We start from the raw sequence: 19,619 nt of genomic DNA, 5'->3' as shown, positions 1-19,619 counted from the left end.
GATTTCAGATGAGTCAGGTCAGCGCTGAATTTATCCCGACCCGCATCGCTATTCTTACTGTTTCCAGCCGACGCGGCGAAGAAGACGACACCTCCGGTCATTATCTGCGTGATTCGGCGCAGGAGGCCGGGCATGAAGTGGTGGCGAAAGCCATCGTTAAAGAGAACCGTTACGCGATTCGCGCCCAGGTTTCCGCTTGGATCGCCAGTGATGAGGTGCAGGTCGTATTGATAACTGGTGGGACCGGTTTGACCGAAGGCGATCAGGCGCCGGAAGCGCTGTTGCCGCTATTCGATCGTGAAGTGGAAGGATTTGGCGAAGTGTTTCGCATGCTCTCGTTTGAAGAGATCGGCACCGCAACTCTGCAGTCGCGCGCGGTAGCTGGCGTGGCGAATAACACCTTGATTTTCGCCATGCCGGGCTCCACAAAAGCGTGCAGAACCGCATGGGAGAATATCATTGCGCCGCAGCTGGATGCCCGTACACGCCCATGTAATTTTCACCCTCATTTAAAGAAATAACGATGTCGCAATTAACCCATATAAACGCCGCAGGCGAAGCGCACATGGTGGACGTTTCCGCGAAAGCGGAAACCGTTCGTGAAGCGCGTGCGGAAGCATTCGTTACCATGCGTAGTGAAACGCTGGCGATGATTGTTGATGGCAAACACCACAAGGGCGATGTTTTCGCGACCGCCCGAATTGCCGGTATTCAGGCCGCCAAACGCACCTGGGAGCTGATCCCGCTGTGCCACCCGCTACTGCTAAGTAAAGTGGAGATTCAGCTTCAGGCCGAGCCGGAGCATAACCGTGTACGTATTGAGTCTCTGTGCCGTCTGACCGGTAAAACCGGCGTCGAAATGGAAGCGTTAACCGCGGCGTCCGTCGCAGCGTTAACCATCTACGACATGTGCAAAGCGGTACAAAAAGATATGGTAATTGGTCCGGTGCGCCTGCTGGCGAAAAGCGGCGGCAAATCGGGGGATTTTAAGGTGGATGCGCATGATTAAGGTGCTTTTCTTCGCCCAGGTTCGCGAGCTTACAGGAACTGATGCGCTGGATCTTCCAGCAGATTTTTCCACCGTTGAGTCGCTGCGACAGCATCTGGCGACAAAGAGCGATCGTTGGGCGCTGGCGCTGGAAGACGGCAAGCTGTTGGCGGCGGTCAACCAGACGCTGGTAAGTTTTGACCATCCGCTGACGGCGGGCGATGAAGTGGCGTTTTTCCCGCCAGTCACGGGGGGCTAACATGCACGAAACGCGAATTGTAGTCGGCCCCGCGCCGTTTAGCGTCGGGGAGGAATATTCCTGGCTGGCGGCGCGCGACGAAGACGGCGCGGTCGTCACCTTTACCGGAAAAGTGCGCAATCATAACCTGGGCGATAGCGTTAAGGCGCTGACGCTGGAGCATTATCCCGGCATGACTGAGAAAGCTCTGGCGGAGATCGTCGCGAAGGCGCGTTCCCGCTGGCCGCTGGGGCGGGTCACGGTGATTCATCGCGTTGGCGAATTATGGCCGGGCGATGAGATTGTGTTTGTCGGCGTCACCAGCGCGCACCGCAGTAGCGCGTTCGACGCCGGCCAGTTCATTATGGATTATCTGAAAACCCGTGCGCCGTTCTGGAAGCGTGAAGCCACGCCGGAAGGCGATCGCTGGGTCGAAGCGCGCGACAGCGACCAGCAGTTGGCGAAACGTTGGTAGCAGAATGTGATACGCTTTAGGGTATCATTTCCACACAGGAGTTCATCATGGACAGATTTCCACGATCTGATTCAATAGTGCAGGCGCGGTCCGGCCTGCAGACCTATATGGCGCAAGTGTATGGCTGGATGACGGTCGGACTGTTACTGACCGCGTTTATCGCGTGGTATGCGGCTAATACGCCAGCCGTCATGATGTTTGTCTTTTCCAGTAAGATCACCTTCTTTGGCTTAATTATTGCCCAGCTTGCGCTGGTGTTTGTTCTGTCGGGACTGGTGCATAAACTTAGCGCCGGAATGGCGACGACGCTGTTTATGCTCTATTCGGCGCTAACCGGATTGACGTTATCCAGTATTTTTATCGTTTACACCTACTCCTCTATCGCCAGCACGTTTGTGGTGACGGGGGGAATGTTTGGCGCCATGAGCCTGTACGGGTACACCACTAAACGCGATCTTAGCGGTTTCGGCAATATGCTGTTTATGGCGCTTATTGGTATCGTTCTGGCCTCGCTGGTCAATTTCTGGCTGAAGAGTGAAGCGCTGATGTGGGCGGTAACCTATATCGGGGTGGTGGTGTTTGTCGGTCTGACCGCCTATGACACGCAGAAACTGAAAAATATCGGCGAGCAAATAGATACCCGCGATAGCGCTAATCTGCGTAAATATTCGATTCTCGGCGCGTTAACGCTGTACCTGGACTTTATCAACCTGTTCCTGATGTTACTGCGTATTTTTGGCAATCGCCGCTAATTATAGCGATCTCTTAAAATCCTGGCCCTGCGCCAGGATTTTTTTAGGACTATATTTAGGGCGAAACAGCATAAATATCTTAGAAATGTTTTCCTGCGCTTGCCATTCTTATCACCGTGATCATGTGAAGAGTGATAAATGACAAGTGGGACCTCTGGCTGCAATACGTATACGACAAATAGCATTTATTCCCGCGACAATGTTATCCCTTACCTATTGGTATACTGCGTTGGGACTATGGTGTACCGCCGGCATTATATGGTTAACGTTGTATACTCATTTTTTGATAACTCACGTTCAACCTGTTGTTGTTTTGTGGATATCAGCACTTTTGCTTGGCCTGGGGTATGGGGCCGTTACCTGTCTTTCCCGCTTTGGCACTGTTGTCGCAACGTTGATATATATTGCCATCATTACGCTTACCGGCGTGTCATTAGCTTACCTTTTCTCAGGTGGCGCGACCATTTTCGTGATTGTTGGAATCATGTTTAGTCTTAATGCCTTATTTATTTTCTACCTGAATATCAGTTCTGGTCTATTCAGGCCGTTAATCTTCATGGCGGTAAGCGGGATCATCGCTGCGATAGTTGTCAATAGCCTGGTGGCCAGTAGCACTATGGCCTGGATAGTCAGTATGCTGACGGTATTGGTATGGACATTGATTACAGCACTAGAAAAATCGACACTTCATGGTTATGCCCGCATGTTATACCACAGCGAGTTTTCATCCCTGTCTCGTTGCGCTTTATTTGGCGCGCTGACGCTTTACCTTGGCATTATTAATGCTGTGGTTACGCTGTGTCGTTATATCATTTTGATGATTCTGGAAATACTATTATCTTTCAGGCCGTAGGCGTTGCAGGTTTTTTATTCAGGTTGGTGATGATGGGTATAATGAGTAAATTATGTGGCAAACAATTTTGGTTAGCGTTTTGTGAAGCTAAAGACGTCACTCGCGCCATTAAAAATGGCGGCGAGGATTTTAATAAGAAATGCCCGCCAGCGCTGATTTCTCATTTCACTACCGGATTTTCATGGGAACATTCATTACCTAATCCTGCGCCTGTTTGCGCGTTTAGTTTTATGCTTCTTGTGGGAGGTGTGTGCAGTGCGCATTTTGTTTTTGATAAGTTTATCCTGTATTGGCCACTAAATATAATTATTTATTTTGGCAGTGCTATAGGTATGATGCTATGTGTTATGGCTGAGGTATGGCTTATTGCCAAAGGTTTTATCCTGGGATTGCGCCTCTGCGTTTTACTGTTTTTATTAAATATTATGCTCTGTGGTACTGGATTATTTGACGTGTTGTGCAATCAAAATAGCGAACTAAAGAGTGATCTGGTTATCGCGATTATTATGGTTGTGCTTTGCCGCTGGGTGATGAATGGCGAAACGTTTACGATGATGATTCGTTTCTGCCTGGGGCGTCGATTAGTGCGAGTCGCATTACAAAAATATCTCACCTCACAGACAAGGAAATGATAAGCCCATGAACCTGATGACGTGGCTAACAGGAAAAACACTGGCGGAGCTGGTGAAAAAAGGGCAGTTGATCCCGCCAGAAATTAAGTTACCTGTGTATCCGGCCAGCCACTACAAAAAAAACTGGTATGAACAAGGTATTCCTCACGGAGGCGTTATTGGGCTTACGGCGATCATGATGACCATGACATGGATCATCAGTATAAACATGGTTATTGCGCAGTTTGAGCTGCACAATAAAAAGCATCTGGAGCTGGTCTTCTTCCTGGCCGTGGGCTATATCGCTTTTCTTACCCCGTCAAATCAGCTCCTGCTTAAAGGAAGAATGAGCGGGGTCATTATTTACCGCTATGCGCTATTACTGGCCATTATTTCCGTTACGTTGGCAACGTTCTGTACCCTGTCATCAGTATTCATGGGCGAGTTTCACGAAGTGCTCCTGCTGCTGTTTAGCTGGTCATTGCTGCTTTTTTCCCGCTTACAGATGAATACGTCTTTTTTCTCAGCATATATTTATTTTTACCGGATAAAACGCGTTGTGCTGGAAAGCGAAAACGCGTCTGCTTAAATTTATTTCGCCATCGCCCGCTCGTTTTTCGCCCGCAGCTTCTTCGCCCGGCTCTCCAGGATCAGATAGCACACCAGCGCCAGCAACAGGGGAATAAAATAGTAAAGCACGCGGTACGCGAGCAGGGCGGCGATAATCGTGCCTTGCGACGTATGTTCGCCCGCCAGCAACGCAAGGAATACGGCCTCCAGCACGCCGATGCCTGCCGGAATATGCACGATGACGCCCGCGATACTGCTCACCAGCAGTACGCCCAGCACAAAGAAATAGTTCACATCCTGACCCATCAGCAGCCAGATGATGGCGCCCATCGCCATCCAGTTCGCGCTGGAGATCGCCATCTGCGCCAGCGCGAATTTCCATGACGGCAGCACCAGTTTCTGTCCTTTAATCGTCATATGCCGCCGCTTCGCAAAGGCGCAAAACCACAGATAGACCGCGATAATCAACAATAAAACGATACCGAGAATACGTAGCGTGCCTTCATCGATATACCAGTGGTCGGGAAGCTGGACAATGCCGAAGGTAAAAATGATGCCGCCAAGCAGAATATAGCCCAGCCAGTTAGTGGTAATGCTGAGTGAGAAAATGCGCGTGATAGTACTGCCGGGCAACCCGAGGCGAGAGTATAGTCGGTAACGCATCCCGATCCCGCCGACCCAGGTGCTGAGCGTCAGGTTAAAGGCATAGCAGACGAACGATACCAACATCACCTGTCGCTTCGCCAGCTTATGGCCGCAATAAAGCCGTCCAAGCAGGTCGTAGCAGCCGTACAGAAGATAGCTAACGATCACCAGTCCTACAGCGCTTAAAAGCGCCGTGCGGTTATAGTCGCGGATGACGGTCCAGACATCGCCCCAGTCGACCTTTTTAGCATAAACCACCAGCAGAACGACGACCGCAATAAAAAACAGCCAGGTCAGCACTTTTTTAGCCAGCCGCCAGCGCGGATGCGATTTAGCCATTAGGGCTTCACTCCTGTATTTTCTGGATCAACGCGATCCTGGGTTTCCATTTCCGGCTGGGCAGGCGGGGGAACCTGCGCCAGATGCGGGGTATGCGCCGGTAGCCAACCGACCAGCGCCGGGAAATGACGTAAAAAGTGGAACGCCAGCACGCTTTTGGTCAGGTTCCACCAGGTGCGTTTCGGCAGCATAGACTCATCGACCTGCTTACAATCGTTCACGATGATGCCTTGTAAATTATCGCGCAGGGTCTGGTTAAAGGTACGATCGTGAATGATCAGGTTAGCTTCAAGGTTAAGCGACAGGCTGAGCGGATCGAGATTACTCGACCCTACCGTGGCCCAGTGATCGTCCATCAGCGCCACCTTGCCATGCAGCGGACGGCGTCGGTATTCATAAACCTGCACGCCGCCCTTCACCAGATAGTTATAGAGCAACCGCGCGCCGACTTTGACTATCGGCATGTCTGGTTCCCCCTGGACAATCAGTTTTACGCTCACGCCACGGCGGGCGGCTTTACGCATTGCGTGGAGCAAGCGATAGCCGGGGAAAAAATAGGCGTTAGCGATAATCACTTCACGCTTTGCCTGGGTCAGCATTTTCAGATAATGACGTTCGATATCGTCGCGGTGTTCTTCATTATCACGCCAGACAAACAGCGCCTGCGCTTCGCCGGGGTGGCGGTTTTCTTCGGCCTGATGATGGCGCTTCCACCAGCGGCGCGCGGGGCTTTGCCCCGGCAGATTCTCGACTTCGAATTGCAGGATATCGGCCACTACAGGCCCTTCGACCCGTACCGCGTAGTCTTGTTTCGCCTGCGGGCCGTAATCCGACATATGTTCGGCGGAGTAGTTAATGCCGCCGACAAAGGCAATACGATCATCAATCACCACAATTTTGCGGTGCATTCGGCGGAAGATATTGGTTCGCAACCCCAGTAGACGCGGGCGGGGGTCGTAATAGCGAAAAATCACGCCCGCCGAGGTTAATTCGCCGACAAACGCGTCGCTGAGATCGGGAGAGCCGTAGCCGTCGAGTAATACTTCGGATTTTACGCCGCGCTGTGCGGCTTTTAGCAGAGCGGCATGGAGTTTTTTACCCACCTCATCTTCAAACAAGATAAAGGTTTCCAGAATGATTTTTTGCTGTGCCTGAGCGATAGCCTCAAACACGGCAGGATAGAACTGGTCGCCGTTTTCCAGTAGCTGAATTTGATTACCTTCACGCCAGCCGCATTTCATAGATGGATCTCCGCGCTAAGGGGGGCATGGTCTGATAAATGTCGCCAGTTCCGCAGCGGTAGCGCCGTAGGAGAACTGGCGTTCGCATTCTTGACGTAAATACGATCGAGTCGCAGCAGCGGCATACTCACCGGGAATGTGCGCGCCGGTCGGCCATGGGCACGGGTGAATATCTCCTCCAGCCCGGCCGCGTTTAATGGCGGGCCGGCCTTTTGCCGCCAGTCATTAAAGTCTCCGGCCACCAGCACCGGTTCTGATTCCGGCAAGGCATTCACCCATCCCGCCAGCATGGTTAACTGCGCCTGGCGGTGGCTCTCCCGCAGGCCGAGATGTACGCACATGACGTGGATAGGGCGGTTGAGCATGGGCGGCGTAATGCGGCAATAGAGCACGCCGCGTTTTTCGCTACCGCCGACCGAGACGTCGCGATTTTCATAATGTTCAATGGGATAGCGAGAAAGAACCGCGTTACCGTGATGGCCTTCCGGATAGACCGCATTGCGGCCATAGGCGAAATCGCTCCACATGGTGTCGGCCAAAAATTCATAGTGGGTAGTGTCCGGCCAGTTTTCGATATGCAGCGGATGTACTTCATGCGCGCCCATTACTTCTTGCAGACAGACGATATCGGCACCGACCGTTCTGACGGCGTCGCGCAGCTCCGGCAGGATGAAGCGTTTATTAAAGGCGGTAAAACCTTTGTGCGTATTAATTGTGAGCACTTTGAATGAAAAATTTCGCGTGTGTTGAGTCATTTTCTTCCTGTCCGCGTCACTATCCTGATTGAAATAGTGTAGTCGTCGTCACAAAAAGATGCGGTCTTACGGAATTTTCCGTAAAGTTCGGTACTCTGAATAATGAGAGAAAAATGCTTCAGGAGAAAAGCCATGAAGTGGCAACAACGCGTTCGTGTCGCAACCGGCCTCGGTTGTTGGCAGATTATGTTGCATTTACTGGTAGTGGCGATGCTGGTAATAGGCTGGATGAGCGGCACATTAGTGCGCGTCGGCCTGGGATTATGCGTGCTTTATGGCGTGACGGTACTGCTGATGCTGGCGTTGCAGCGCCATCATGAGCAACGCTGGCGCGATGTGGCGGATGTGCTGGAAGAGCTGACTACCACCTGGTACTTCGGCACCGCGCTGATTGTCCTCTGGCTGCTATCCCGCGTATTGCAAAACAATGTCTTGCTGGCGCTGGCGGGGCTGGCTATCCTGGCCGGGCCCGCCGTGGTCTCGCTACTGGCGAAAGATAAAAAGCTACATCACTTTGCGTCTAAACATCGCATACGCCGCTGAACCCGTGGTGGCCGCTATCACCAGTAGCGGCCACAAACTTCCCCAGACAATTCCCAGACTCGCATCCTTAAGATAAATTTGCTTGGTAATATCAGTAAAGTGGCGGATAGGATTTATCCACGTCAGGTTTTGCAGCCAGACCGGCATATTTTCCACCGGCGAGACATAACCCGAGAGCAAAATCGCCGGCATCATAAAGACAAAGACGCCGATAAACGCCTGCTGTTGCGTGGCGCAAAGCGATGATATCAGCAAGCCAAAGCCTACCAGCGACAGCCCGTAAATCACCATCGTGAAATAAAACAGCGCTAACGAACCGGCGAAGGGAATTTGGTATGCCCAAATGCCGATAGCCAGCACGATCGTGGCCTGGAAGGTCGCGACAATCAGCGCCGGCACCGCTTTGCCGACGAAAATCTGCCAGGTGGTGAGCGGAGAGACCAGCAGCTGATCCAGAGTGCCTTGTTCACGCTCGCGGGCGACGGACAGCGAAGTGACGATCATCACGCCAATAGTGGTGATCATGGCGATCAGCGAGGGCACCACAAACCACTTGTAGTCCAGATTCGGGTTATACCAGTTGCGTACCACCAGTTCGCTATTGTTGGGCTTTGGCTTGCCGTCCATCAATGTCTGCTGATACTCCTTGACGATCTGTTGCAGATAATTGGCGGCGATTTGCGCGCTGTTGGAGTTACGTCCATCAAGAATGAGTTGCATCGGCGCTGGCTGGAAGGTATCCAGATTCCGCGAGAAATCCGCCGGGAAGCGCACCAGCAGCAGCGCTTTTTGCGTATCGATAGTCGGCTGGATCTCCTGCGGACTGTTCAGCAATAGCACATGGGTAAACGCTTTCGCGCGGGCAAAGCGCTGGGTAAGTTCTACCGAATGTTTGCCGTTATCTTCGTTATAGATGGCGATAGTCGCGTTAGTGACTTCAAGCGTCGCGGCGAACGGAAACAGGATGACCTGAATCAGCACCGGCAGAATCAGGATCGCACGCGTTTGCGGTTCGCGTAAAAGCGATTGCAGTTCTTTGCGAATTAACGTCCATAAGCGATGAAACATGTCCGTCCTCTCAGTCCAGTTTGTAGGCCTGATAAGCAAAGCGCATCAGGCATAATGCCGGATGGCGGCGTGAACGCCTTATACGGCCTACGACGACAATTATCCATACACATATTTAATCCAGCCGTCGTTTGGTTTTTAGCCACGTCAGGCCAATAAACATCACCGCCGAGGCGATTAAAAACAGTACGTTAACGCCTAACACGACCGGAATATTGCCGGCCAGAAACAGACTTTGCAGGGTGCTGACAAAATAGCGCGCCGGAATAATATAGGTCACCGCGCGGATCACCGCAGGCATACTGTCTATCTGGAAGATAAATCCGGACAGCATAATCGAGGGCAAAAAGGCGGCGTTCAGCGCCACCTGCGCGGCGTTAAACTGGTTGCGAGTGATGGTGGAAATCAACAGCCCCATCCCCAGCGTACTCAGTAAAAACAGACTGGTGATGATAAACAGAATCACCAGCGAACCGCGATACGGCACGCCGAGAATAAACACCGATACCAGCATACAGAGCAGCATCGCCAGCATACCGAGAAAGTAATAGGGAATAAGCTTACACAGCAGCAGTTCAACACGCGTCACTTCGGTTGAGAGCAGCGCCTCCATCGTGCCACGCTCCCATTCGCGGGCAACGACCAGCGAGGTGAGGATTGCGCCAATTACCGTCATGATAATGGTCACCGCCCCGGGAATGATAAAATGCTGACTGATCGCCGCCGGGTTAAACCAGTAGCGCGTCTGGACGTCGATGAGCGGTTCAAAGGTGTCGCCGCGATCTTCCGCCCGCTGCTGTTGCCAGATTTGCCAGATGCCTTCCACATAGCCCTGAACGAAGTTGGCGGTGTTTGGCTCGCTGCCGTCGGTAATCACCTGAATCGGCGCGCTGTCACCGGCGCGCGCCATTTGCTGCGCGAAATCCACCGGAATCACCACCAGTCCGCGAATGCGTCCGGCCTGCATTTTTTCAATTAATTCATGGCGATTATCGCTAATGGTCGCGTCGATATAGGGTGAACCGGTCATCGCATGAGTGAAATCCAGCGCCTCCTGGCTTTGTTGTTCAAGCAGAATCCCCACCCGCAGCTTGCTGGAGTCGAGGTTAATGCCGTAACCAAAAATAAACAGCAACAGCAGCGGGATCACCACCGCAATCAGCCAGCTACTGGGATCGCGCACGATCTGGCGCGTCTCTTTGACGCACAACGCACGCACGCGGCGCCAGGAGAGAGACTTACTCATGCGTATGCTCCTTATCCCAGTCATTGATGAGAGTGATAAAGGCCTGCTCCATCGTCGGATCGGCCTGTTGCTCATCGGCGGCCTGCGCTTTGAGATCGTCCGGCGTACCGCTGGCGATAAGCTTCCCGCGATAAACCAGTCCGATGCGATCGCAATATTCCGCCTCATCCATAAAGTGGGTCGTCACCATTACCGTGACCCCTTTTTCCACCATGCTATTAATATGCAGCCAAAATTCACGGCGGGTGAGGGGATCAACCCCGGACGTTGGTTCATCAAGGAATAAAATATCCGGTTCGTGCATCAGCGAGCAGGCCAGCGCCAGTCGCTGTTTAAAGCCCAGCGGCAGCGCATCGGTGGGATGCGACGCGATGCTTTTCAGACCAAACGCTTCACTCATGCGCTGAATTTTTTCATTTTGCGCGCGGCCCCGCAAACCGTAGACGCCGGAGAAAAAACGCAGGTTCTGCTCAACCGTCAGGTTGCCGTAAAGCGAAAATTTTTGCGCCATATAACCCAGATGCTGACGGGCTTTGCCGGAGCTGACTTTCAGATCCATATCCAGCACCAGCGCCTTGCCGGATGTCGGCACCAGCAGGCCGCACATCATTTTAAAGGTGGTTGATTTACCCGCGCCGTTCGGGCCGAGCAGGCCAAAAATCTCGCCGCGCTGTACGACGAAATTAACATGGTCCGTGGCCGCGAAATCGCCAAATTTTTTCGTCAGTTCCTGCGCTTCAATCACCGTTTCGCCGGCAGTGCCTTCAACCGTATGCAGGATTGAACCCAGCGGAGACTCCGAGGTTCCCGCTCCGCCAAGCAGATCGATAAACGCATCTTCGAAGCGCGGCGCGGTCTCATTGAGGGTGATTTCCGGCATTCCTTCGGCCTGACGAATATCTGCTGCGGTCGCCTCTTTTTTCAGGATCAGGCGTACCGAACGCCCCTGAATCATGCCGTCGCTCACCTGCGGCAGTCTGAGCGCTCTCTGTAGTAACTTACGGTTGTTTTCCTGTGGACTGCTCATCAGAAAGCTACGACCGGCCATCGTTTGCGTCAGCGCTTTAGGTTCGCCCTGATAGAGCAGCTCGCCTTCATTCATCAGCAGTACATCGCGACACTGTTCGGCTTCATCCAGATAGGAGGTGCTCCATAAAATCAGCATCCCGTCGCCCGCCAGTTCGTGGACCATTTGCCACAACTCGCGCCGTGAAATCGGGTCAACGCCAACGCCCGGTTCATCCAACAGCAGCACTTTCGGTTCGCCGACCAGCGTACAGGCCAGCCCCAGTTTTTGCTTCATCCCGCCGGACAATTTCCCCGCCAGACGGCCAGTGAAAGGGCCGAGGGCGGTAAATTCCAACAAACGGGCAAAGGTCTTTTCCCGTATCTCGCCGGTAACGCTGCGTAAATCGGCATAGAGATTAAGGTTCTCCATGACGGTAAGATCTTCATACAGACCGAATTTCTGCGGCATATAGCCCAGAACCGCGTGCAGCTCGCTGTCGTTTTGTATCGGGTCGAAGCCCAATACGGACGCGCTGCCGCCATCGGCTTTGAGCAGGCCTGCCAGCATACGCATTAGCGTGGTTTTTCCTGCGCCGTCCGGCCCTACCAGCCCGGTGACATAACCGGAATGAATGGTACAGTCGAGCGGCGCGACGGCGGGTTTATCCATTCCCGCAAAGCGCTTCGTCAGACCGTGCAGCGTAATAACGGCCTCACTCATGCCGTGCCTCGTCATTAAATTTCACCGTGACTGGCATCCCCTGGCGTAACGCATCGTCCGCATCGGTGACGATAATGCGCAGGCGATAGACAAGATCGGTACGCAGATCCGGCGTTTCGACGGTTTTCGGCGTAAATTCCGCGGTGGGCGAAACGAAACCAATCTTACCGTGGTAAGGTTTGTCAGGACGACCGTCGGTATACAACAGAATGTCGCGCCCCGGTTGCGTCTGACTGAGGTTGCGTTCATCGACATAGGCGCGCACCCAGACGGGGCGGGTCAGCGAGAGCGTTAATACCGTACTGCCGGCGTTCAGCATACTGCCAGGCTCGACCGCGCGGGTGAGCAAGGTTCCGTTGGCAGGCGCGATAAGCGTGGTGTCCTGTAAATCAAGCTGCGCCTGCGCCAGTTGGGCCTTTGCCTGTTCCAGGCTGGCTTTCGCCTGGGCGATATCCTGTTCACGATTACCGGTACGGTACTGGCTCAGTTTATCCTGCGCGGACTTCAGCGTCGCCTGCGCCTGATCGCGCGATGAGCGGGCGTTTTCCAGATCGTTAGCGGAAATGGTGCGGCTTTTCCACAATCCTTGCTGACGGTTATAAAAGTTTTGCGCGTAGTCATAAGCGGCTTGTGCCTGTCTGACGGCGGCGGCGGCCTGGGCTATCTCTTCATCGCGATAGCCTGCCAGCATCAAATCATATTGCGCCTGCGCGACCGACACGCCAGCTTTCGCCTGCATTAGCGCGTTTTCGTATGGCGCGTGATCCAGTTCGCCGAGCACCTGTCCGGCTTTGATAGTATCGCCTTCATCAACATTCAGCGACGCCAGCCTGCCGCCGACGCGAAAGCTGATATTGACGGTACGGATATCGACATTACCGTATAGCGTCAGCCCATCGTCCTGCCGACTTTGATACCACCAGGTTCCACCGGCAATCACAGCGACGATCGCTGCGATTGCCAGTCCGATAACGACAGGTTTTTTCATCAGTCCAGACTCCTTTGCGTTAAACCGTGCAGAATAAGATCGATGTGGCAGGTTACCGTCTGGTAAATCAGCTCCGCTTTTTCTTCATCAAACTGCGGCCAGCCGGTACGTAACAGAATAGTTTCTTTGCCGAGACGAAACGCCAGCACTTCGCCCAGTAAGGCATGGGTATGCAAAATCATGCGCGTATCATTGGCGTCGCAGCCGGTATAAGCGGCAACCAATCTTGTCAGATGGGTATGCAACGGATCGATAACCTGTTCATGAACCAATTGATAGGCCGACGTGGGAGAGAGCTGCTCGCGTGAAATAAATTTGCTCAGGTTAACGGTGTCTTCCTGCGTCAGCAGCATAATCATGTTCTTGCAGGCGAGCAGAATGAGCTCGCGTATGGCGTCCCGGTCAGGGGCAGGCTGGCTAAACAGACGTTCCGCTTTTTCAGCATGGGGGCGAAATTTTTCGCCAAGAAAATCGGCAATCCACTGGGCGCAGGCGAGGTATAAATCCTCTTTTGAGCCGAAATAGTAAGTAATAGCGGCAATATTTTGCCCCGCCAGCGCGGCGATATCGCGCGTGGTGGCATGGAGTCCATACTCGCCAAACTGCGCCAGCGCGGCGGCAATGAGCTGACTTTTCGCCTGCTCGCCCTTGGTGGTCGTAGTGGGAATATTCATCACACGCCCTAAGTCTTAATCAATCGATTGATTAACTTTAGGCGCACATTTCAGGTTTGTCTACCGCCAGCTATTAGATCTGAAATCCTTCGCGGCTTAGCTCTTTGGAAACCCAATTAAAGAATATCTTCACTTTCTCTTTTTGTTCATTGTGATGTGGCAAAACGAAGTGGTGAGCGTTAACCGGCATACTCACGTCAGTCGTAAAAACGGGCGCCAGGTGGCGTTGGCTAACGCTTTGTCCGGCCAGTAAATTGCTTTCAAGAATAATCCCCATGCCCATACGTGCAGCCTCAATGCTCATATAGGAGCGGTCAAAATTAAAAATAAAGTTTTTATTCCAGCCGCGAACCTTATGCCAGGACAGCCAGTTGCTCCAGTTGATCAGCGTGCTATCTGAATGAATAAGATCGCAACCCAGTAAGTCTTCAATGTTTTGAATGCTATGACTCGCTAAATAAGTCGATGACGTATAGGGGAGCATACGTTCATTTTTTATGGTTTTGACGACCAGCGTCGGCCATTGTGAAAGGCCGTGGCGGATATCGATGTCGATATTATCACGGGAGAACTGAATACTTTCGTAAGAACAGGTCAGGCTAATTTTAAGCTCAGGCCAGGCCTGGCGAAATTTATTCAGACGGGGCATCAACCATAGTAATCCAAAACTCGGTGCTGAATGTATGCGTAAATAATCCTGGTGAATATCATTTATGACCTGGTTGGTAGCCTGTCCAATAATGTTTAACGCCCCCGAAACCTCTTTTAAATATTTTTCACCAATCGCGGTCAATACGACGCCTTTACTGCTGCGCGAAAAAAGTTTCTTTCCCAGATACTGTTCCAGACTGGCTATCTGATGGCTTACCGCGGAGGCCGTAACATTGAGATTTTCAGCTGCCAGATTCAGGCTGTTGGTATCAGCCACTTCAATGAATGCCTGGATATTGCGTAAAGATGGCACAGGCAAGCTTTTATTCTGTAGTGGCTGGTTCATGATTATCTCCGGTGAATGGAATGATGATCGCCCAATTTTATTACCCCAGGAAGTAAATTCAGCGGTTACTCCCCTAATACCTGGTCAGCTTAACATAGGCGAAAAATAAGTTATGGGGTAATTCGTGATGAAGTTAACAGTTTTATCTGCCATTTCTGTCGGTCAAGCTGATTCAACAATAATTTGAATCCAGTCACGAAGCAAATTTTCCTCATTCATAATTGAGGTTTTTTGAATACCGTTTCTTTTGGGGATTGTTATATTGCAACCACAGGCCTGATAACAAGGCGCGATGCGGTAAGGTTCGCGAAAATATAAAACAATAATGAGGATACCCTATGTCACGTATAGATACTGTAGTCTGTACTGACGCCAGGAAGACAAAATATCGTTTGGTGGTTTTGACGATGATTTTCCTGGTGTATGCAATAAATTACGCCGACAGAACCAATATCGGCGCGGTGCTGCCGTTTATCATTGATGAGTTTCATATCAACAACTTTGAAGCCGGGGCCATCGCCAGTATGTTTTTCCTTGGCTACGCGGTAAGCCAGATCCCGGCAGGTTTTTTTATCGCCAAACGCGGCACGCGGGGGTTAGTTTCACTATCAATTTTCGGCTTTTCCGCTTTCACCTGGCTGATGGGCACGGTAAGTTCGGTGTTTAGCCTGAAGATGGTGCGACTGGGACTGGGGCTTAGCGAAGGACCATGCCCGGTGGGGCTGGCTTCAACCATTAATAACTGGTTTCCGCCGAAAGAGAAAGCCACGGCAACCGGCGTTTATATCGCGGCCACCATGTTTGCGCCGATTATCGTGCCGCCGTTGGCGGTGTGGATTGCGGTCACCTGGGGCTGGCGGTGGGTCTTTTTCTCCTTTGCGATCCCGGGGATCGTGGTGGCGATTGCCTGGTATTTACTGGTTAAGTCAAAACCTTCAGAGAGCGGATTTGTTTCGCAAAGTGAACTGGAAGAGATTAATGCCGGGCGTGATATCCATAAAAACACCGTACGGGAAAATATATTAATTGCCGATCGTTTCACTTTGCTGGATAAAATTATTCGGGTGAAAAAAATGGCGCCTATCGATACGGCAAAAGGATTATTCACCTCCAAAAATATCCTCGGTGACTGCCTGGCCTATTTTATGATGGTTAGCGTGCTGTACGGCTTATTAACCTGGATTCCGCTCTATTTAGTGAAAGAGCGCGGTTTTGATGTCATGAGTATGGGGTTTGTAGCCAGTATGCCGTGCATCGGCGGGTTTATTGGCGCGATTGGCGGCGGATGGATTTCGGATAAAGTATTAGGCCGTCGTCGTAAGCCAACGATGATGTTTACTGCTATTTCTACCGTGGTCATGATGTTAATTATGCTGAATATTCCGGCAAGCACCTGGGCGGTATGTGTTGGGTTATTCTTCGTCGGTTTATGCCTGAATATTGGCTGGCCCGCATTCACAGCATACGGTATGGCGGTTTCGGACACGAAAACTTATCCCATTGCCTCTTCTATTATCAATAGCGGCGGCAACCTCGGCGGGTTTGTCGCTCCGATGGCTGCGGGTTTTTTACTTGATAAGACCGGCAGCTTTAATTCTGTATTTACCTATTTCGGTATCTGCGCAGCAATTGGTCTGGTGGTTATTCTCTTCCTCGATGAGCCACAATAACGGAAATATATCCTGTTAATTAATATGACGTAATGTCATGGAGTGAAAATATGTTATTAAAAGATAAAGTCGCCATTATTACTGGCGCGGCCTCCGCACGCGGTTTGGGTTTTGCTACCGCGAAATTATTTGCTGAAAACGGCGCTAAAGTGGTCATTATCGACCTCAATGGCGAAGCCAGTGAAGCCGCAGCTGCGGCATTAGGCGAAGGTCATCTCGGGTTAGCGGCAAACGTCGCTGACGAAGTTCAGGTTCAGGCGGCAATTGAACAGATCATGGCTAAATATGGTCGGGTCGATGTACTGGTGAATAACGCCGGTATTACTCAGCCGCTGAAGCTAATGGACATTAAGCGCGCTAATTATGACGCGGTGCTTGACGTCAGCCTGCGCGGCACGCTGTTGATGTCACAGGCGGTTATCCCGGTCATGAGAGCGCAAAAATCCGGCAGCATTGTCTGCATCTCCTCCGTTTCCGCCCAGCGCGGCGGCGGTATCTTCGGCGGCCCGCACTACAGCGCGGCAAAAGCCGGCGTGCTCGGTCTGGCGCGGGCGATGGCGCGAGAGCTTGGCCCCGATAACGTCCGCGTAAACTGCATCACCCCTGGGCTGATTCAGACCGACATCACCGCCGGTAAGCTGACCGATGAAATGACGGCCAACATCCTTGCCGGGATCCCGATGAACCGCCTGGGCGATGCGGTAGACATCGCGCGCGCCGCGCTGTTCCTGGGAAGCGATCTCGCGTCCTACTCCACCGGTATCACCCTGGATGTTAACGGCGGCATGTTAATTCACTAAGCGAGGCAATGAGATGAAGATGACCGAATCACAAAAAGTCGCTGCGGCGGCGTGGCGCATCCGCCGCTACGCCCTGCAAATGGGGGAAGTTCAGGGACAGGGCTATATCGGCCAGGCTCTGGGCTATGCCGATGTGCTGGCAACGGCGTTCAGCCACGCGATGACCTACCGTCCGGAAGACCCTGAGTGGGAAGGGCGCGACCGCTTCCTGCTCTCTCACGGCCATTACGCCATCGCCTATTATGCGGCGCTGCTGGAGGCGGGAATTATCCCGGAAGAGGAGCTGGAAACCTACGGCTCCGACGACAGCCGACTACCGATGTCGGGGATGGCGACCTACACGCCAGGAATGGAGATGTCCGGTGGTTCGCTGGGGCAGGGGCTGTCCATTGCCGTAGGAATGGCGCTCGGGCTGAAGCAAAAAAGTAGTACCTCCTGGGTTTATAACTCTATGTCGGATGGGGAACTGGACGAAGGTTCAACCTGGGAAGCGGCGATGTCGGCAGCCCACTATGGCCTGACTAACTTGATTAACATCGTTGATGTTAACAAACAGCAGGCGGACGGCGATTCGCGCAAAATCCTCGGCTTTGAGCCGCTGCATGAAAAATGGGCCGCTTTCGGCTGGTACGTACAGCGCGTGGACGGTAACGATCTGGCTGCGGTGATTGCGGCCTTTGACAACGCGAAAAGTCATGCCGGCAACCAGCCGCGGGTCATTCTCTGCGACACGCTGATGGGCAAAGGGGTGCCGTTCCTCGAAACCCGCGATAAGAACCATTTTATTCGCGTCGATGCTGACGAGTGGCAAAAAGCGATTGCGGTGCTGGACGCTAACAAACCGGAAGGAGTGCTGTAATGAGCCAGAGTAAACCACGTTTAAAAACGTCCGCGATGATTGCTTCTATCGCCGATGAAGGCCAGGCGACGATCCCTGCGCCGTTTGGCGTCGCGCTGTCAAAACTGGCGGCGCAGCGCCCGGAAATCGTCGGTATGACCGCGGACCTGTCAAAATATACCGATCTACATATTTTCGCCCAGGCTTTCCCGGATCGCTTTTTCCAGATGGGAATGGCGGAACAGCTGCTGATGGGCGCGGCGGGGGGCATGGCGAAAGAGGGATTTATTCCCTTCGCTACCACCTACGCTGCGTTTGCCACCCGTCGCGCCTATGATTTTATCCATCAGGTGATCGCCGAAGAGCATCTGAACGTGAAGATCTGTGCAGCGCTGCCGGGCCTGACGACGGGTTATGGCCCAAGCCACCAGGCAACCGAAGATCTGGCGATTATGCGCGGCATTCCCGGCATGGTTATCGTCGATCCTTGCGATGCGCTGGAGATAGAGCAGGCGGTACCGGCAATTGCTGACCATAACGGCCCGGTGTATATGCGCCTGCTGCGCGGTAAGGTGCCGCTGGTGCTGGATAAGTACGACTATCAGTTTGAGCTGGGCAAGGCGAAACTGCTGGAGGACGGCAATGATGTGCTGATTATCTCTTCCGGGCTGATGACCATGCGTGCTCTGGAGGCGGTTGAAAAGCTACGCGCCGATAATATCAGCGTGGCCGTGCTGCACGTGCCGACAATCAAGCCGCTTGATGAAAAAGCGATTATTGAGCAGGCGTCGAAGCCCGGTCGCCTGGTGATGACCGCGGAAAACCATACCTCGGTCGGCGGGTTAGGGGAGGCGGTTGCCGCGCTGCTGATGCGTAAGGGCGTACGCTGTGAGCTGGATACCGTTGGTTTGCCTGACGAATTCCTGCTGGCCGGCGCGCTGCCGACGCTGCACGATCGCTACGGCATCTCCACCGCGATGATGGTAGAAAAAATTAAGCATCGTCTGCGTTAATGACTTTCGCCGCCGTGTTCTGCGGCGGCGCTTCTCTGTTTCCGTTCGAGGTTTCCATGTCGATTAATTCCATTGAAGAATTAAACGCGCTGGTTGCGCGCGTCAAAAAAGCCCAGCGTCAGTACGCGAGTTTCACGCAACAACAGGTAGACAAAATCTTCCGCGCCGCTGCTCTGGCCGCCGCTGATGCCCGCATTCCGCTGGCCAAAATGGCGGTCGCCGAGTCTGGTATGGGCATCGTGGAAGACAAAGTGATTAAAAACCACTTCGCTTCCGAATATATCTATAACGCCTATAAAGATGAAAAGACCTGCGGCGTGCTGTCAGAAGACGACACTTTCGGGACCATTACGATTGCTGAACCTGTCGGTATTATTTGCGGCATCGTTCCGACAACCAACCCGACCTCTACCGCGATTTTCAAGTCGCTAATTAGCCTGAAAACGCGTAACGCCATCATCTTTTCTCCGCATCCGCGCGCTAAAGAGGCAACCAACAAAGCGGCAGATATCGTTCTGCAAGCGGCTATCGCTGCCGGCGCGCCGAAAGATCTGATTGGCTGGATCGATCAACCTTCCGTAGAACT

At 52.7% G+C, this 19,619-nt stretch carries 23 protein-coding genes; 14 read left to right on the top strand and 9 right to left on the bottom strand.

The features are described from left to right. Positions 1 to 8: 8 nt before the first annotated feature. From moaB to NBA72_RS21910, 8 genes are all read left to right on the top strand, one after another. Positions 9 to 521 carry a molybdenum cofactor biosynthesis protein B gene (gene moaB / locus NBA72_RS21945; protein WP_000084604.1) on the top strand — a complete coding sequence of 171 codons (513 nt, stop codon included), beginning with the start codon at positions 9 to 11 and terminating at the stop codon, positions 519 to 521. Positions 522 to 523: 2 nt separating this feature from the next. Then, positions 524 to 1,009, top strand: coding sequence for a cyclic pyranopterin monophosphate synthase MoaC (gene moaC / locus NBA72_RS21940; protein ID WP_000080894.1), 486 nt, complete (start codon positions 524 to 526; stop codon positions 1,007 to 1,009). After that, on the top strand, positions 1,002 to 1,247 hold the full coding sequence (gene moaD, locus NBA72_RS21935) for a molybdopterin synthase sulfur carrier subunit (RefSeq protein ID WP_000598596.1): 246 nt from the start codon (positions 1,002 to 1,004) through the stop codon (positions 1,245 to 1,247). The genes moaC and moaD overlap by 8 nt, the downstream gene beginning before the upstream one ends. Position 1,248: 1 nt before the next feature. Then, positions 1,249 to 1,701 carry a molybdopterin synthase catalytic subunit MoaE gene (gene moaE, locus NBA72_RS21930; RefSeq protein WP_000545202.1) on the top strand — a complete coding sequence of 151 codons (453 nt, stop codon included), beginning with the start codon at positions 1,249 to 1,251 and terminating at the stop codon, positions 1,699 to 1,701. A 47-nt stretch (positions 1,702 to 1,748) separates the two neighbouring features. Continuing rightward, positions 1,749 to 2,453, top strand: a complete 705-nt coding sequence (locus tag NBA72_RS21925; RefSeq protein WP_000373611.1) for a Bax inhibitor-1/YccA family protein — start codon at positions 1,749 to 1,751, stop codon at positions 2,451 to 2,453. 145 nt (positions 2,454 to 2,598) lie between these two features. Continuing rightward, positions 2,599 to 3,306: a Bax inhibitor-1 family protein gene (locus NBA72_RS21920; RefSeq protein ID WP_042949765.1), complete on the top strand. Its 708-nt coding sequence runs from the start codon at positions 2,599 to 2,601 to the stop codon at positions 3,304 to 3,306. Positions 3,307 to 3,329: 23 nt separating this feature from the next. Further along, entirely contained in the window at positions 3,330 to 3,938 is a 609-nt protein-coding gene (locus NBA72_RS21915; protein WP_077917580.1) for a hypothetical protein, read from the top strand. Positions 3,939 to 3,945: 7 nt separating this feature from the next. Further along, positions 3,946 to 4,506 carry a hypothetical protein gene (locus NBA72_RS21910; protein WP_042949762.1) on the top strand — a complete coding sequence of 187 codons (561 nt, stop codon included), beginning with the start codon at positions 3,946 to 3,948 and terminating at the stop codon, positions 4,504 to 4,506. Positions 4,507 to 4,508: 2 nt separating this feature from the next. On the opposite strand, the gene NBA72_RS21905 is transcribed toward NBA72_RS21910, so the two are convergent. The 3 genes from NBA72_RS21905 to NBA72_RS21895 are packed head-to-tail and all read right to left on the bottom strand — an operon-like array spanning position 4,509 to position 7,467. Further along, positions 4,509 to 5,471, bottom strand: coding sequence for a lysylphosphatidylglycerol synthase transmembrane domain-containing protein (locus NBA72_RS21905; protein ID WP_001129817.1), 963 nt, complete (start codon positions 5,469 to 5,471; stop codon positions 4,509 to 4,511). Further along, entirely contained in the window at positions 5,471 to 6,712 is a 1,242-nt protein-coding gene (gene clsB / locus NBA72_RS21900; RefSeq protein ID WP_042949761.1) for a cardiolipin synthase ClsB, read from the bottom strand. The genes NBA72_RS21905 and clsB overlap by 1 nt, the downstream gene beginning before the upstream one ends. Next, positions 6,709 to 7,467, bottom strand: a complete 759-nt coding sequence (locus NBA72_RS21895) for an endonuclease/exonuclease/phosphatase family protein (RefSeq protein WP_000192039.1) — start codon at positions 7,465 to 7,467, stop codon at positions 6,709 to 6,711. The genes clsB and NBA72_RS21895 overlap by 4 nt, the downstream gene beginning before the upstream one ends. Before the next feature lie 132 nt (positions 7,468 to 7,599). On the opposite strand from NBA72_RS21895, the gene NBA72_RS21890 reads away from it, so the two are divergent. Next, positions 7,600 to 8,010 (top strand): YbhQ family protein, encoded by a 411-nt coding sequence (locus NBA72_RS21890; protein ID WP_000871970.1) that lies wholly within the window; start codon positions 7,600 to 7,602, stop codon positions 8,008 to 8,010. Here NBA72_RS21890 and NBA72_RS21885 read toward each other — a convergent pair. The 6 genes from NBA72_RS21885 to NBA72_RS21860 all read right to left on the bottom strand — a co-directional run bounded on the left by NBA72_RS21885 (position 7,972) and on the right by NBA72_RS21860 (position 14,712). Next, positions 7,972 to 9,078, bottom strand: a complete 1,107-nt coding sequence (locus tag NBA72_RS21885) for an ABC transporter permease (protein ID WP_000469050.1) — start codon at positions 9,076 to 9,078, stop codon at positions 7,972 to 7,974. The genes NBA72_RS21890 and NBA72_RS21885 overlap by 39 nt on opposite strands. A gap of 115 nt (positions 9,079 to 9,193) precedes the next feature. Next, the gene (locus tag NBA72_RS21880; RefSeq protein WP_000045762.1) at positions 9,194 to 10,324 is read right to left on the bottom strand and encodes an ABC transporter permease; all 1,131 of its coding nucleotides are present in this window, start codon (positions 10,322 to 10,324) and stop codon (positions 9,194 to 9,196) included. Next, positions 10,317 to 12,053, bottom strand: coding sequence for an ATP-binding cassette domain-containing protein (locus NBA72_RS21875; protein ID WP_001287616.1), 1,737 nt, complete (start codon positions 12,051 to 12,053; stop codon positions 10,317 to 10,319). The genes NBA72_RS21880 and NBA72_RS21875 overlap by 8 nt, the downstream gene beginning before the upstream one ends. Further along, positions 12,046 to 13,041: a secretion protein HlyD gene (hlyD, locus tag NBA72_RS21870; RefSeq protein ID WP_000743436.1), complete on the bottom strand. Its 996-nt coding sequence runs from the start codon at positions 13,039 to 13,041 to the stop codon at positions 12,046 to 12,048. Before hlyD ends, NBA72_RS21875 begins: the two co-directional genes overlap by 8 nt. Next, the gene (cecR, locus tag NBA72_RS21865; RefSeq protein ID WP_001025254.1) at positions 13,041 to 13,715 is read right to left on the bottom strand and encodes a transcriptional regulator CecR; all 675 of its coding nucleotides are present in this window, start codon (positions 13,713 to 13,715) and stop codon (positions 13,041 to 13,043) included. The genes hlyD and cecR overlap by 1 nt, the downstream gene beginning before the upstream one ends. Before the next feature lie 73 nt (positions 13,716 to 13,788). Continuing rightward, positions 13,789 to 14,712, bottom strand: coding sequence for a LysR substrate-binding domain-containing protein (locus NBA72_RS21860; RefSeq protein WP_001075546.1), 924 nt, complete (start codon positions 14,710 to 14,712; stop codon positions 13,789 to 13,791). Between the two features lie 338 nt (positions 14,713 to 15,050). On the opposite strand from NBA72_RS21860, the gene NBA72_RS21855 reads away from it, so the two are divergent. The 5 genes from NBA72_RS21855 to NBA72_RS21835 form a co-directional block, all read left to right on the top strand. Then, positions 15,051 to 16,382: an MFS transporter gene (locus tag NBA72_RS21855; RefSeq protein ID WP_042949759.1), complete on the top strand. Its 1,332-nt coding sequence runs from the start codon at positions 15,051 to 15,053 to the stop codon at positions 16,380 to 16,382. Positions 16,383 to 16,432: 50 nt separating this feature from the next. Beyond that, positions 16,433 to 17,182, top strand: a complete 750-nt coding sequence (locus NBA72_RS21850) for an SDR family NAD(P)-dependent oxidoreductase (RefSeq protein WP_000924697.1) — start codon at positions 16,433 to 16,435, stop codon at positions 17,180 to 17,182. Positions 17,183 to 17,195: 13 nt separating this feature from the next. Continuing rightward, positions 17,196 to 18,041, top strand: a complete 846-nt coding sequence (locus tag NBA72_RS21845) for a transketolase (protein WP_000784291.1) — start codon at positions 17,196 to 17,198, stop codon at positions 18,039 to 18,041. Continuing rightward, positions 18,041 to 19,033, top strand: a complete 993-nt coding sequence (locus tag NBA72_RS21840; protein WP_000083414.1) for a transketolase family protein — start codon at positions 18,041 to 18,043, stop codon at positions 19,031 to 19,033. The genes NBA72_RS21845 and NBA72_RS21840 overlap by 1 nt, the downstream gene beginning before the upstream one ends. A gap of 56 nt (positions 19,034 to 19,089) precedes the next feature. Then, the coding region (locus NBA72_RS21835) for an aldehyde dehydrogenase family protein (RefSeq protein ID WP_119504357.1) at positions 19,090 to 19,619 on the top strand (530 nt) is incomplete at its 3' end.

Origin of the sequence: Salmonella sp. NW1250, from assembly GCF_051812965.1 — a bacterium.
GTDB classification, from domain to species: Bacteria; Pseudomonadota; Gammaproteobacteria; order Enterobacterales; family Enterobacteriaceae; genus Salmonella; species Salmonella enterica.
Note: the sequence above shows the minus strand (reverse complement) of the source record. Positions and strands in the feature narration are given on the sequence as shown.